The sequence below is a fragment of the Staphylococcus sp. FSL W8-1270 genome (assembly GCF_038007165.1).
Taxonomy (GTDB): domain Bacteria; phylum Bacillota; class Bacilli; order Staphylococcales; family Staphylococcaceae; genus Staphylococcus; species Staphylococcus hominis.
Window position 1 is genome coordinate 1,532,754 of sequence record NZ_JBBOWQ010000001.1, and the last position, 15,318, is coordinate 1,548,071.

Below are 15,318 nucleotides of genomic sequence, written 5' to 3' on the forward strand. Positions count from 1 at the left end.
CATTTATATCATAGAATACACGTTAATGTATAAACAGTAAACGATGAATAACTTATCATTACTATCTTACTCTTATTCTGATATTTGAAATTTATTCGTAGTCAATATCTTTATCTGCAATAACATTGTCATCTACTTCAATCGTATATCCAGCAGAATCACCTTGTTCAATTTTTAATGGAATAGTAATGATTTTATCCTTGTGAATATTGTATGTTTGACTTACCTGTGTACCACTATTATTTTTATCTCTAATATAAATCTTTACCTTTTGGCTTTCTCCATCATTTCCAGTATACGGAATATGATAAGTTTCCGTATAATTTTTTACGCTTGTTGTATGATTATCTTTCTTATCATCAGAAGAATCCGAGTCCTCTTTTGAATCTTTTTTTTTATCTTTCCCCTTAGAAACCATAAGTTCTACTGTACTTCCTTCATTTACTTCAGTCTGTTTTGGAGATTGTGAAATAATGATATCCTTATCTTTAGTATCACTATTAGTCGTCTTAACTTGTACTTTTAGACCCCTCGACTCTAATTCTTTTTTAGCATTTTGATAGTTTTTATTTTCATAGTCTTTGACGTAAACTTTTTTTACACCTAACGATTCAGTCAGTACAATATGATGATCGTTAATTTTCACCGATTCATTAGGGTTAATATTTTGCTTGAAAATATATCCTTTTGGCATTTGACTATTATATTCTTGATTAATTGTCACATGATTTAATTTATGATCTTTAAGTTTTTTATAGCATCTTCTTTTTTAATCCCTATCACATTAGGCATATTTATCTTTTCTGGACCTTTTGATAATACAACATCTACTTTTTCTTGTTGGTTAACACGTTCTCCTGCTTTAGGATTGGAGTTAATAATTTTATTTTCGGGATAGTCATCATTATATTCTCTAGATATATGTCCTATTTCTAAATGCGAAGCTTTTAATACTTTTTCTGCTTCTTTTTCAGTTTTACCCGTTAAATCAGGCATTTCTGCATATTTATCACCAAGCATGCCCCAAGCGATAAACCCAATCAAGCTTAATAATAAAAGCGCTAGAATAAAAATAATAGCGACTTTTTTCTTTTTAGAACGTTTTTTACGTTGAGGTGTGTACACATTATTTTCACTTGCTTGAAATTTATGATGATTGATAATAGGAATTTGCATCGTTTGCGCTATATCTTTTTTATGATTTTCTTCATCAAGTTTGTTTTTTATTTCTTTTTTATCAATGGGTACTGTTTGGGTGGTATCACTTATACGCGTATGCTTTTCTTCATTTAATCTGCTTGTAACAAGCACACTACTCAAATCATTATACATTTCTTCTATCGTTTGATAACGATCTTTAGGGTTTTTTTCAGTCGCCTTAAGTACCACATTACTTAAAGATTGTGGAATATTTGGATGTTTTTCAGTAATATTAGGAACTGTTTCTTGAATATGTTTAATAGCAATACTTACAGCTGTCTCTCCCCTAAAAGGAGGTTCACCAACTAACATTTCATACAACACTATACCAATTGAATAGATATAGGTTGTTTCATTCGTTTTATCTCCTTTAGCTTGTTCAGGAGATAAATATTGAACCGTTCCAAGCACATGATTTGTTTGAGTCATTGATGTCTCACTTAACGCTTTTGCGATGCCGAAATCAAAAATTTTTAAAATTTTATCTTTATTAATTAGTACATTTTGAGGTTTAATATCTCTATGTATAATACGTTGCTCATGTGCTTGTTTTACTCCATTTAAAATTTGCTTAATAAAATCAATAGCTGTTTCTATATTCAATGGACCATGGCTATGTATATACTCAGATAGTGTCGGTCCATCAATATATTCCATAATAAGATAGAAATTATCATCATCTTCTTCAACATCATATATTTCCACAATATTTTCATGAACAATTTGTGTAGCACTATTTACCTCTCTGTAGAAACGTTTCATAGTTTCATCTTTTTCGTTTTGTGAAATAGAAATTGCTTTAATAGCTACTTTACGTTCAAGTATAGTGTCTTCAGCAAGATAAACAATACTCATTCCTCCGCCACCAAGTTTATCTAAGAGTTGATAGCGATCATTAATTAGCTTGCCATTCATACATTATTACCCTCAATTTCAGCTAATAGTACACTCACATTATCTTTAGATTGATGATCTAAGGCAGCTTGTATTAGTGCTTCTCCAAGTTCATTTAATGATGTAGACTGATTCATTAACGTTTCTATTTCATGATTTCTTACATAATCTGACAGTCCATCAGAATTAAGTAATAAATAATTATAGTAACTGATGCGCTTTGTAAAAATATCAGGACTTACTCGGCGATCAGTACCCATTACTTTAGTGATTATATTACGTTGAGGATGATTAAACGCTTCTTCTTCAGTAATTTGTCCGGTCATAAGCAAATGATTAACAAATGAATGATCATATGTAATCTGTTCAATTTCTCTTGAATTAATCACGTATGCTCTAGAATCACCAATATTTGCTACTACAATTTTATTATCAAATATGAGGGCACATACACACGTTGTGCCCATACCACGATATTCTTCATTCGTTGTAGCATATTCAAATAATTCGAGATTAATATCTTTTAATGTTTTACTTAACCATGATTCAGCTTGGTCTAATTCAATAAAGTTTTCTATTTCAAAATAGTCTCGTAATTGATTAGTAACAAATTGACTTGCAACTTCACCTGCTTTATGACCACCCATTCCATCACACAACACTAACAATTGTTGATGTGTTTGGTTATAAAATATACCTCCCGCGTCTTCGTTCTTTTCTCGATGTTGTCCAGTATCTGTGAAAAACTGTGCGTTAAGCATGATGATTACCTCGTTTCTACTTGTCGTTCCTTAGCTCTTAATTGTCCACATGCTGCATCTATATCTGAGCCTTGTTCTCTTCTAATTGTTGCATTGATGCCTAAACGTTTCAATTCTTTTTCAAATTTAAAAATATCATCTTTTGGTGTTTTAACATAATTACGTTCAGGAACATGATTGACTGGTATAAGATTTACATGACAGTTTAAATCTTTAATTAAATGTGCTAAATCTCTTGCATGTTCAAGTTGATCATTTACGCCTCCAAATAATCCATATTCAAATGTAATTCGACGATTCGTTTTTTCTTGATAATATTTGATTGCTTCCATTAATTTTTCAACATTATACGCTCTATTAATTGGCATTAATTTTGAACGAATTTCATCTTTAGCAGCATGTAAACTTACTGCAAAATTAATTTGAATTTGTTCATCAGCAAAGTCATAAATACGTGGGATAATTCCTGACGTTGATACTGTAATATGTCGCGCCCCAATGTTTAAACTATTATCATCATTGACTATTTTTAAAAAGTCCATCATTTCATCATAATTTTCGAAGGGTTCACCAATTCCCATAATAACAATTTGTGATACACGTTCATTAGTAGCATCAAGTGCTTTTTGAACTGTGAGTACTTGAGATACAATCTCGCCAGCCTCTAAGTTACGCTTTAAACCACCTAAAGTTGAAGCACAAAATGTACAACCAATTCGACAGCCAACTTGAGTCGTTACACATACAGAATTACCGTAATCGTGTCTCATTAATACCGTTTCAATGGTATAACCATCTTGTAATTCGAATAAAAACTTAATTGTTCCATCTTTACTTTCTTGTTTAACTACGGTAGTTAACGTTGTCATAACAAAGTTATCTTTTAACAATTGTCTTAAGTCTTTAGATAAATTAGTCATCTCATCAATAGTGTCTACACGCTTTTGATATAACCATTCAAAAATTTGTTTAGCTCTAAATTTTTGTTGTCCGTGCTCAATTAACCAATTTTGCATTTCATCATATCTTAACGAATATATTGATTGTTTTTCAAAATTTGGTAAGAATTTATTTTTTTTCTTTTTTTCAGCAGTTATCATCTTAACTTTCCTTTCTTTTTATTTTAGTAATGAAAAAGCCATCTGAATTAAAGTCTTGTGGCAAAATTTGTAGTGTTTTTACTTTTTCACCAGTAACAGGATGCGTCATCAATTCAAATTCAAAATCTTTATTTTCTTTTAAAAATGTATAAATTACATTTTCATTTTCCATTTGTTCAATTGTGCAAGTTGAATAAATAAGTGAACCGCCTGGTTTCAAGTTATGTTTAACATTATCTAATATACTTAATTGAATTTCTACAAGATCATTAATACTATCCTTAGATTGTACATATTTAATTTCAGGCTTATGTCTTAATACACCTAATCCACTACAAGGTGCATCTACTAAAATTTTGTCATATAGTTCTGAATATGGTTGTGTTGCATCATGGTCGAAAGTGGACACATTCTTTAATTTTAACTTTTTGATATTTTCTTTAATTAAACCAATTTTATGCTTATGAATATCTGTAGCATCTACATGGCCTGTGGATGCTAGTAATTCTGCCATATGACAAGCCTTACCGCCAGGAGCACTGCATGCATCTAATATGGTATCGCCTTTTTGAACATCCATTAAATACCCTACTAACATTGAACTTTTATCTTGGATGGAAATAAGTCCATCTTTAAAAGCTCGAGATTCAATCACTGGTTTACCTGTAAGGTGTAAACAATATGGAATGAGTTGATCAATATCCACATGATAACCTTCTTGTAAAAGCTCCTTACTTATTGTTTCAACATCCGTACGACTTGTATTCACTCTTACTGTACTTGCAGATTGTACTAGAAATGATTTTGCAATCTTATGTGTCGTTTCTATTCCGTAATGTGTAATCCAATGCTCAATAATCCATCTTGGTATACTATACTCAATCGTCATACGTTGCTTTTCATTCTTAATTGTTTCCAATGTCGGTAAGTCACTTTTAAATATGTGACGAAGTATAGCATTAACGATGTTCCCATTGTGCTGGCCACCACGACGTTTAGCAATATTAACTGCTTCATTTATAATTGCATGATTAGGTATTTTATCTAGGAAGACATATTGATATAAACTCATCCATAATAATTGACGTACCCAACCTTTAATTCTAGTCTTAACAAAGGGTTTTAAATAAAAATCTAAAGTCATTTTACGCTTTATTGTTCCATAAACTAATTCTGTAAACAATGCTTTATCGACAGTTGCAATATTATATTGGTTAATGACTTCGTTAATTTTTAAATTGCTATAAGCATTATCGTTTAAAATATCTTGAATGGTATGAAATGCAAGGTCTCTTACTGATTGTGTCATACTAATTTAGTCCCCACTAATGAATCTTGTACACCACTTAAATATTGAGCAGCAAGCATTCGTTTTTTCCCAGATAATTGAATATCTGTTAATGCAATAGCATCCAAAGAGCCAGTTCCTACAATAATTGCAGTCTTAGTGATTTCTATAATTTCACCTGGTTCTCCGTTTTTTCCTTTTTCAATATGAGCTTGATATAGTTTTAAATTTTTATCATTCATAGTTGTATAAGCCACTGGCCATGGTGATAATCCACGAATATGATTGTGTATCTCTTTAGCGCTTTTAGTCCAATCGATACGTTCGTCTTCTCTGCTAATATTAGACGCAAACGTTGCTTTTGAATCATCTTGTGGAATACTTTCATTTGAACCATCTATAATAGAAGGTAATGTTTCTTTTAATAAATCTGCACCTAAAAAGCTTAATTTATCGTGCATTGATCCTACATTATCATCATCTTCAATGTCGATGGCCTTTTGAGAAATAATATTACCTGCATCTAACTTTTTCACCATATACATGATTGTAATACCCGTTTGTGCTTCACCATCTATAATGGCTTGGTGAATAGGTGCTCCACCACGATATTTTGGCAATAATGAGGCATGTACATTTACAGCACCTAACTTAGGAAGATTTAATAGACTTTCAGGTAATAATTGTCCAAATGCTGCCGTTACAATTAAATCAGGATTTAAATCCATAAGTTCATTTAACTCATTAGAATCTTTTAACTTTTCAGGTTGATATACTGGAATGTGATATGTTTCTGCCACTTTCTTTACAGGAGGAGGGGTTAATACACGCTTACGTCCTACTGGTCTATCTGGCTGAGTAACTACTGCGATGACTTCATGTTCAGCGATTAACATCTCTAGTACTTTTGTTGAAAAATCTGGTGTTCCCATAAAAATTATCTTACTCATTGTCAAAATATGCCTCCACTTCTTTTTCAGTCAATATTTTTGTAGCACGTTCGGTAAATGGAATACCATCTAATTGATCAATGATGTGCAGTATCATTCTAGCCACATCATCATAAGCAGTTAATTCAATCTCGTGACCTTCTAAATCACTTGCTTCTACAGTTATCATTTTACTACGTTCTACCTCCCCAAATACATTAGGAAGATTAACCGAACCTTCTAAATCAATGATTTTCTCATTAGATTCTGTTTTGATTTTAGGATTGATTAATTGCAAGAGTCCTTCTGCTTCCATGTCAATTATAGCAACACGTTGACTTACACCAATTTGTGGCGCTGATAAAGCTGATGCTTCTTCAGAATATAAAGTGTCTTCAATATCTAATAATAAACGTTTTAAATTTTCATCAAAAGTTGTTATCTTTTTTGCTTTTTTAGATAAAACAGGATGAGTCGATGGAACTAATTTCTTTATTGCCACTTAGAACGCCTCCCGAAAAAAATTCATCATATTATTATAACGTAATTCAATTTAAAATGCGACCTTAGTCTTATCTTCACTCTTCTCAGATAACTTTAATTGCTTTTAGTTTTTTTCATATTTAAAATAATTATAAAGACAATTAATATATTAAATAGACTAAGGAGGTATAAAGAATGGAAGTCAATAAAGTGATTTACATTATCCTAGCTGTCTTTTTAGGTGGCTTTGGCGTACACAAATTTTATGCTGGTAAAATGATGTCTGGTCTTCTTCATTTATTATTCTGTTGGACAGGAATTCCTCATATTATTGCAATCATCAGTGCGATTCTGACATTACTAAGACCAGCAGATGAAAATGGAAACGTAACAATGTAACATGTAAATACAAAAAGAGTTACACCACGCAGTTAAACGCAAACGGTGCAACTCTTTTTTTACATTAATATTTGAGGATTGATATCAATCCTTAACGATAATTTATCTTTAATATATGCTTCATGATAATAATCATCTAAGTACTGTAATGCATGAATTAATTCTGGCTCACTCTTGTATTTAACCAATATTTGAAAACGATGTTCGTTATTAATTCTAGCAATTGCCGCTGGAGAAGGTCCAAGTACGAGTGCTCTTTCTGAAAGATGTTGCAGTAAAATTTGATGTACATGTTTAGCAGCTTCCATTACTTTTTTCATATTTTTATGCGCAATAGTAAAATTAATTAAATAATAATAAGGTGGATATTTACCTAATTTTCTAAATTGCATTTCTTTATGATAAAACGTTAAATAATCATTTTTTTGAACATCTTCTATTGCATAATGAGTTGGATTATATGTTTGAATAATCACTTTACCGGGTTTTTCATGACGACCAGCACGACCTGAAACTTGTGTAAGTAACTGATACGTTCTTTCACTCGCTCTAAAGTCGGGCAAATTTAACATTGTGTCGGCATTAAGCACACCAACTAATGTTATATTTGGATAATCTAAACCTTTTGCAATCATTTGTGTGCCTAATAAAATATCGCCTTTTCCCTTTTCAAAATCAGTCAATAGCTTTTCATGTGCACCTTTTCTTGACGTCGTATCTACATCCATACGAATAATACGTGCCTCTTCAAATTCTTGTTGTAAAATTTCTTCTACCCTTTGTGTACCTGTACCAACCTGTCTGATATGCGGGCTTTCACAATTAGGACACAGGTTAGGAGGCAAGTCTTGATAGCCGCAATAGTGGCATTTTAGTTGGTCTGTCGTCTTATGATAAGTTAACGAAATATCGCAATGTGGACATTGTGGAACATATCCACAATCTCGACATAACATAAACGAAGCATAACCCCGTCGATTTAAAAATAAAACGATTTGTTCATTTTTATTCAGTCTATCTTGAATCGCTTGTCTTAATTCTTCTGAGAACATGGAACGATTACCTGAACTTAGTTCTGCTCTCATATCAATGATATCTATTGAAGGTAAAGCTTGTTGATTAACTCTTTCAGGTAAAGTAAGTAATTGATATACATTTTTTTCTGCCCGTGCATAAGATTCAAGACTTGGTGTCGCACTTCCTAATACTAATGGACATTGATGAAATTGACTTCTCCATTCTGCTATGTCTCTAGCATGATAACGTGGATAATCTTCTTGCTTATATGTTGATTCATGTTCTTCATCAATAATAATAATGCCTAAGTTTTTAAATGGTGCAAAGATACTTGATCTCGCACCTACGCTTACACGTGCTCTTCCATCTCTAATTTTTTGCCATTCATCATATCGTTCACCATTTGACAAACCTGAATGTAAGACAGCTACATCATCACCAAAACGTCGCTTAAAGCGTAAAACCATTTGTGGTGTCAGCGCAATTTCTGGAACAAGCATCATGGCTTGTTCATCTTTTTTTAATACTTCTTCAATGGCTTGCAAATAGACTTCAGTTTTACCTGAACCTGTGACGCCGTGTAATAAAAATGTACGTTGTGCGTTGTGATCTATTTTTTCTTTAATTTGTTGAAATGCGTTATTTTGAGCAGGGGTTAACATTCGTTTTTCTTCTTTTTCAAAGATACGATTTGCAAAAGGATCTCGTTCAATTTCAGCATCATATTTTTCAAGGAAACCTTTTTTGACGAGACCCTCTATACTTGATTTAGAAAACCCCATTTCTTCAAGTTCTTTTAAAAATACATTTCTATGATGTTCTTCTAAAAGATAAGCATACACATCATATTGTTTTAATTTCTTTTCTAGTAAAGCTAATATATCATCTGGATTGTATCCTTCAACAACTCGTACTGCACGCTGTGTTTTTCTTTTTGTATGTTGAGATAATATGGTTTCTTCTTCTATTAAATGTTGTTCAAGTAAACGATTTAATATATTTAAATGATTATTTTTTTGCGCATCTTTATACTTATAATATCCGTTGTTATCAAAATATTTTAATATATCTTCTTCAATATCATTGTGACGGACTATTTTAAATACTTTAGTGTATTTTGCTTTAATCGCGCTTGGAAGCATTGCCTCTAACACAGAAATGCGTTTTGAAATATGATAATGACTCAACCATTCACTTAATTGGATAAGTTCAGGTGTTAATTCTGGTCGAATATCTCTAATTTCTTTAATTGCTTTCAATTTATCTATATTGACATCTTCACTTGGTTGTTGTTGTATATCCATAACATATCCTTGAATGGTACGTGGACCAAACGGTACAACAACTCTTACACCCACTTTTATAAAATCTTTTAAATGGTCAGGTACGAGATAATCGAATTTAAAATCAACACTCTTAGAAGGAATATCTACAATGACCTTCGCAATCATTATTGCCACCTAGTTTCCAGTTCATCTAAAATTTGTTGTGCAAGTTGCACTTTCTTTCCTTTTTTTATATTAATACGTTGTCCATCTTTAAAATGCATAGTGAGTTCATTATCATCAGATTGAAATCCAATGGTCTGATCTCCTACATTATTCGAAATAATGACATCCGCATTTTTACGTTTTAATTTATCTTGTGCATAAGCATTAATATTTTGGGTTTCAGCTGCAAATCCGACCAAGTATTGATGTGTTTTATGTTCACCTAAATATTTCAAAATGTCCTTTGTTCGCTTAAAAGTGACAGAAAGATTGCCATCTTGTTTTTTCATTTTATGATTCAATACATCAGCCGGCGTATAATCTGAGACGGCTGCTGCTTTAACAACAATATCTTGTTCTTCATATCGACTTGTAACTGCATTAAACATTTCTTCTGCACTTTCTACATGAATGACTTCTACATTCTCTGGATTATCAAGTTGCGTTGGTCCTGCCACAAGCGTCACCTTTGCACCTCTTTTAGCTAAAGCTTCTGCAATTGCATATCCCATTTTTCCAGAGGAACGATTAGATACAAACCTTACTGGATCAATTACTTCAATTGTAGGACCGGCAGTAACTAAAGCATGTTTCCCTTCAAAAGAAGTATGAGATATGTGTGATAGTTCATTCTTATCTTTAAAATAATCATTTATGATTTTGACAATTTGAAGAGGTTCCTCCATACGTCCCTTTGCAATGTACCCACATGCTAAAAAACCATCTCCAGGTTCAATAAAATGATATTCATCGTCTTTTAATACAGAAATATTATGTTGCGTACGTTTATTTTCATACATATGAACATTCATAGCTGGAGCAATAAATTTAGGGGTTTCTGTAGCAAGTAGCGTTGATGTGACGATATCATCAGCAATACCTACACTTAATTTGGCAATAGTATTAGCGGTAGCAGGTGCAACAACGATACAGTCTGCCCAATCACCTAATGCTATATGTTGAATGTCTTCAGGATTTTCTTCAATAAATGTATTGGTATATACAGGGTTTCTACTAATGGCTTGAAAGGCTAAAGGTGTAACAAATTCTTGTGCATGATCAGTGAGCATTACTCTTACATCATAATTCGCTTGCGTAAGTTTACTAGTTAAATCAATTGCTTTATAAGCAGCAATGCCTCCTGTAACAGCTAATAGAATGTTCTTCATGATTCGACTCCTCTAGTTATATTTATAGTCTTCACTTTTAAATTTATTATACACAACTAAGATGAAAAACTAAAAACACGGGAGTAGAACAGATTTTTAATTCACTGTTCTACTCCCGCAAGATTAACTGATTCTAAAAACGCTTATATAAGTACATTTTCAATTGAATCAGAGATTGCAAAAATGTTTAAAAGTCTGAAATACATGGTAACTTATATTTCAGAACAACAACTTAACTGATAACGAAATAATTTTATTTATGCTTGAAACTCTTCAGGTACAACAGGTGAAATTTTTCCGCTTGCGATCTCTTCTAGTGCTTCACCTACAGGTTTTGCTGAATGATAACCATTTAGTAATGCAGTTTCAGGCTTTTCGTCTAATTCACGTGCACGTTTAGCAGCTGTTGTTGCAATTAAATATTTTGAATTAATTTGTGATTGTAATTGATTTAACGGTGGGTTTAACATTATTTCTTTGCCTCCAATAACATTTTTCTATATATCGCTTCAACGCGTTCTCTTTTTAAGTGCTCGGCTTCTACAATTGATTGAATTCTTTCTTTAGCCAAATGAACTTCATCATTAACAACGACATAATCATAAAGATTCATCATTTCTACTTCTTTACGTGCTTCATTTACCCTACTTTGAATCTTTTCATCTGTTTCTGTACCGCGACCAATAAGACGTTCTTTCAAATGATCTAAGCTTGGCGGTGCAAGAAAGATAAATAATGCGTCAGGAAATTTTTTTCTTACTTGTTTCGCACCTTCAACTTCAATTTCTAAAAACACATCATGACCTTCAGCCATTGTATCTTTAACATATTGTACGGGTGTCCCATAGTAATTTCCTACATATTCGGCATATTCAATAAATTGATCTTCTTGAATTAATGCTTCAAATTCTTCTTTCGTTTTAAAAAAGTAATCTACACCGTTAACTTCTCCTTCTCGCATTTGACGCGTAGTCATCGAGATTGAGTATTTATATGATGTAGTTGGATCGTCAAATATCTCTTTACGAACAGTTCCTTTACCTACTCCTGAAGGACCTGAAAGAACAATTAGTAATCCTTTTTCATTATCCATGCCTTACGACCTCTCTAAGCTATTCTTCTATTATTTAAATATGATATCACATTGTTGTTTACGTTGTATAGAGTGTACTAGGATAAACTTAACTCATGACGCTCTATTGTTACCATGTTACAATATAATGAATGACAAAACTGAAGGTGGAAAAAATTATGGCTTATGATGGCTTATTTACAAAAAAGATAATAGAATCACTACAATTTTTAGTAACAGGTAGAATTCACAAAATTAATCAACCAGAAAATGACACAATCATTATGATTATTCGTCAAAATCGTAAAAACCATCATCTATTGTTATCTATTCATCCCAATTTTTCAAGAATGCATCTCACCAATAAAAAGTACGACAATCCCTTTGACCCACCAATGTTTGCACGTGTCTTTCGTAAGCATTTAGAGGGAGGTATTGTTAAATCAATACGACAAATCGGTAATGATCGTAGAGTAGAAATTGACATTGAAAGTAAAGATGAAATTGGCGATACGATATATCGAACAGTGATATTGGAAATCATGGGTAAACATAGTAATTTAATACTAGTAGATGATCAATATAAAATTATAGAAGGCTTTAAACACTTGACGCCAAATACAAATCAGTATCGTACAGTGATGCCTGGTTTCAAATATGAAGCTCCTCCTACTCAAAACAAACGAAATCCATATGATATTTCAAGTGATGAAGTGCTCAAATTCGTTGACTTTAATTCCGGAAAAATTGCTAAACAATTACTCAATGCGTTTGAAGGCTTTAGTCCTCTAATTACAAATGAAATTACAAATCGTTACCAATTTATGAATCAAGATACTCTACCTCAAGCTTTTGAAGAAGTGATTGACCAAACATTAAAAGTACCCGTACCAGTATTTCATAAAAATCATGAAACAGGTAAAGAAGATTTCTATTTTATGAGATTAAAACAATTCTCGGATGATATTGTTATCTATGATTCATTACATGATTTGTTAGATCGTTATTATGATGCTAGAGGTGAGCGAGAACGTGTAAAACAACGTGCGAATGATCTAGTACGCTTCGTACAACAACAATTACAAAAATATCAACACAAGTTAAGTAAACTTATAGACGAATACGAAAGTGCTAAAGATAAAGACACACAACAATTATACGGTGAACTCATTACTGCTAATATTTATCGTATTCAACAAGGTGACGCGTCTATAAACGTTCTAAATTATTATACTAATGAAGAAGTAACGATTCCATTAGACCCTACTAAATCACCATCTGTGAATGCTCAATACTACTATAAGCAATATAATCGAATGAAGACACGAGAAAAAGAACTCGATCTTCAAATTGCTCTTACACGTGAAAATATTGACTATTTTGCCAATATTGAACAGCAATTAGAACATATTACAGTTGATGAAATTGATGACATTCGTGATGAATTGGCAGAACAAGGATTTATGAAACAACGTAAAAATACTAAAAAGAAAAAACAAGATAAAATCCATTTACAAACATATATCTCTTCAGATGGAGACACGATTTTAGTAGGTAAAAATAACAAGCAAAATGATTATTTAACAAATCGTAAAGCTCAAAAATCACATATATGGTTCCATACTAAAGATATTCCAGGTTCGCATGTTGTCATTTTAAATGATGCACCGAGTGAGACTACGATAAAAGAGGCAGCAATGCTTGCGGGATATTTCTCTAAAGCTGGAAATTCTGGTCAGATACCGGTAGACTATACAGAAATCAAAAATGTCCATAAACCTTCTGGCGCTAAACCAGGATTTGTCACATATGATAATCAAAAAACGTTATATGCAACACCTGATTATGACCAAATCCAGCGTATGAAGCAGGATAAAAATTAAAAAAATAAAAATCCGTAGATGCTTTTTTTAAGTCATCTACGGATTTTATATATCATAGTGTCTATTTTTCTGGTAATGCAAGTTGGAAACTTACTCCAAATTTATCTTGCACCCATGCAAACTCACGAAATGGTGGCATAGAAGTTTTAGGCATCAGTATAGCACCTTCTTTTTTTAGACCATTAAATAAACGTTCCATTTCCATAGCATCTTCAACAGTGATATATAAAGAGATGGAAGGATTCATTGGTAATTCTTCACCATTATCGGCATCTATCGCCATGAATACTTGACCATTTAATGTGAAAATAGAATGTTGAACTGTCCCAGGTTCTCCAGGACCATCTTCTCCGTATTTTACCATTGTTAAAATCTCACTGTTTTTAAATAAGCTTGTATATAAATTGACTGCTTCTTCAGCTTGATTATTAAACATTAAAAATGGTGTTACTTTAGGTATTTCCATTGTAATCCTCCTATAATTTATAATTAATGTCTATTTTAAACTATTTTTAAAAATAATAAAAAGTTAGCTATTAAGAACTTTGAATTAAAAGTAGCTTTAATTTTGAAAACTTTCCATAAACAGTTAAAATTAAATAAAAGTATAATAGGAGGCATTTAATATGATGCATTATATTCTACCACTATTAGCAATGGTCATCGTTTTATTAATCGGATGGGTGTTAATTAAAATCTTTATACGTTAAGTTAATTATAGATTGATATAAAAAGATACATATAAATATGTTGATTCATATTTATATGTATCTTTCTTTCTATATTTAGATTTTATCTTTTTGACGTAAACGTGCTTTGGCTTTTTTAAAGAAGTCACTTGTATGCTCAAAAGATTCCATTTGTGCGTGATGCATATGTTTAATACTTTCTTTAATAGTTAACACATGTGCTGTTTGTTTAAATTCTTTTTCACTGTATAAAAATTGATTCACATGTTTTAACTGATTATAAAATGCATTATTATCTTTGTCTTTAGACAACTTTATCACCCTTTAAGCGAAACTTAGAGATTATCGCGCCAATCCACTAATGTTTGAATATCATTTTCTGAAATTTTGCCTTCTTCTTTAGCTACTTCAATAAGTTCATTATAATTACTTAGCGTATAGAATGGTAGATTCGCTTGTTTGAACATGTCGTCTGCTTTAGCTAGACCATAAGTAAAGATTGCAACTACACCTACGACTTCAGCCCCTGCTTCTCTTAAAGCTTCCACTGCAGTAATTGACGATCCCCCTGTTGAAATTAAATCTTCCACGACAACGACTTTTTTATTTTTACTTTGTGCGCCTTCAATTTGATTTTGTTTACCATGACTTTTACTTTTAGATCGTACATAGTTCATTGGTAAGTTTAGTTTTTCAGAAATATAAGCAGCATGTGGAATACCAGCAGTTGCTGTTCCTGAAATAACCTCTACATTATCAAAATGTTCTGTAATAAGTTCACTTAATCCATCACGAATGTCTTGACGTACTTTAGGGTAACCTAATGTAATACGATTATCACAATAGATAGGTGATTTTATGCCTGAACTCCATGTGAATAAGTCATTGGGTGATAAACTTACTGCTTCAATATCTAATAATGATTTTGCTATGTGTTTTGACAT

The 15,318-nt window shown here is 31.9% G+C and carries 14 protein-coding genes and 1 pseudogene; 2 read left to right on the top strand and 13 right to left on the bottom strand.

Features of this window, described 5'->3' with window-relative positions:
- Positions 1-91: 91 nt before the first annotated feature.
- From pknB to NSU06_RS07690, 6 genes and pseudogenes are all read right to left on the bottom strand, one after another.
- A pseudogene (gene pknB, locus NSU06_RS07665) lies at positions 92-2,115 on the bottom strand (Stk1 family PASTA domain-containing Ser/Thr kinase).
- On the bottom strand, positions 2,112-2,855 hold the full coding sequence (locus NSU06_RS07670) for a Stp1/IreP family PP2C-type Ser/Thr phosphatase (protein WP_019835576.1): 744 nt from the start codon (positions 2,853-2,855) through the stop codon (positions 2,112-2,114). Before NSU06_RS07670 ends, pknB begins: the two are co-directional and overlap by 4 nt.
- Positions 2,856-2,860: 5 nt before the next feature.
- Positions 2,861-3,955 (bottom strand): 23S rRNA (adenine(2503)-C(2))-methyltransferase RlmN, encoded by a 1,095-nt coding sequence (gene rlmN, locus NSU06_RS07675; RefSeq protein WP_017174571.1) that lies wholly within the window; start codon positions 3,953-3,955, stop codon positions 2,861-2,863.
- 1 nt (position 3,956) lies between these two features.
- The gene (rsmB, locus tag NSU06_RS07680; RefSeq protein ID WP_017174570.1) at positions 3,957-5,264 is read right to left on the bottom strand and encodes a 16S rRNA (cytosine(967)-C(5))-methyltransferase RsmB; all 1,308 of its coding nucleotides are present in this window, start codon (positions 5,262-5,264) and stop codon (positions 3,957-3,959) included.
- Entirely contained in the window at positions 5,261-6,193 is a 933-nt protein-coding gene (gene fmt / locus NSU06_RS07685) for a methionyl-tRNA formyltransferase (RefSeq protein ID WP_029376748.1), read from the bottom strand. Before fmt ends, rsmB begins: the two co-directional genes overlap by 4 nt.
- Positions 6,186-6,674 carry a peptide deformylase gene (locus NSU06_RS07690; RefSeq protein ID WP_048762375.1) on the bottom strand — a complete coding sequence of 163 codons (489 nt, stop codon included), beginning with the start codon at positions 6,672-6,674 and terminating at the stop codon, positions 6,186-6,188. The genes fmt and NSU06_RS07690 overlap by 8 nt, the downstream gene beginning before the upstream one ends.
- A gap of 176 nt (positions 6,675-6,850) precedes the next feature.
- Between NSU06_RS07690 and NSU06_RS07695 the strand changes: the two genes are divergently transcribed.
- Entirely contained in the window at positions 6,851-7,054 is a 204-nt protein-coding gene (locus tag NSU06_RS07695; RefSeq protein WP_002448731.1) for a TM2 domain-containing protein, read from the top strand.
- A 59-nt stretch (positions 7,055-7,113) separates the two neighbouring features.
- On the opposite strand, the gene priA is transcribed toward NSU06_RS07695, so the two are convergent.
- From priA to gmk, 4 genes are all read right to left on the bottom strand, one after another.
- Positions 7,114-9,522 (bottom strand): primosomal protein N', encoded by a 2,409-nt coding sequence (priA, locus tag NSU06_RS07700; RefSeq protein ID WP_049420303.1) that lies wholly within the window; start codon positions 9,520-9,522, stop codon positions 7,114-7,116.
- Positions 9,522-10,730, bottom strand: a complete 1,209-nt coding sequence (gene coaBC, locus NSU06_RS07705; RefSeq protein WP_048762373.1) for a bifunctional phosphopantothenoylcysteine decarboxylase/phosphopantothenate--cysteine ligase CoaBC — start codon at positions 10,728-10,730, stop codon at positions 9,522-9,524. Before coaBC ends, priA begins: the two co-directional genes overlap by 1 nt.
- A gap of 257 nt (positions 10,731-10,987) precedes the next feature.
- Entirely contained in the window at positions 10,988-11,200 is a 213-nt protein-coding gene (gene rpoZ / locus NSU06_RS07710; RefSeq protein WP_002448867.1) for a DNA-directed RNA polymerase subunit omega, read from the bottom strand.
- Complete coding sequence (gene gmk / locus NSU06_RS07715) at positions 11,200-11,823, bottom strand: guanylate kinase (RefSeq protein ID WP_002448723.1); 624 nt, start codon at positions 11,821-11,823, stop codon at positions 11,200-11,202. Before gmk ends, rpoZ begins: the two co-directional genes overlap by 1 nt.
- 158 nt (positions 11,824-11,981) lie before the next feature.
- Between gmk and NSU06_RS07720 the strand changes: the two genes are divergently transcribed.
- Positions 11,982-13,685: an Rqc2 family fibronectin-binding protein gene (locus tag NSU06_RS07720; RefSeq protein WP_070549545.1), complete on the top strand. Its 1,704-nt coding sequence runs from the start codon at positions 11,982-11,984 to the stop codon at positions 13,683-13,685.
- A 61-nt stretch (positions 13,686-13,746) separates the two neighbouring features.
- On the opposite strand, the gene NSU06_RS07725 is transcribed toward NSU06_RS07720, so the two are convergent.
- From NSU06_RS07725 to pyrE, 3 genes are all read right to left on the bottom strand, one after another.
- Entirely contained in the window at positions 13,747-14,151 is a 405-nt protein-coding gene (locus tag NSU06_RS07725; protein ID WP_017174564.1) for a VOC family protein, read from the bottom strand.
- Between the two features lie 319 nt (positions 14,152-14,470).
- Positions 14,471-14,695 carry a hypothetical protein gene (locus tag NSU06_RS07730; protein WP_231103763.1) on the bottom strand — a complete coding sequence of 75 codons (225 nt, stop codon included), beginning with the start codon at positions 14,693-14,695 and terminating at the stop codon, positions 14,471-14,473.
- Between the two features lie 14 nt (positions 14,696-14,709).
- Positions 14,710-15,318 (bottom strand): orotate phosphoribosyltransferase, encoded by a 609-nt coding sequence (gene pyrE, locus NSU06_RS07735; protein WP_017174562.1) that lies wholly within the window; start codon positions 15,316-15,318, stop codon positions 14,710-14,712.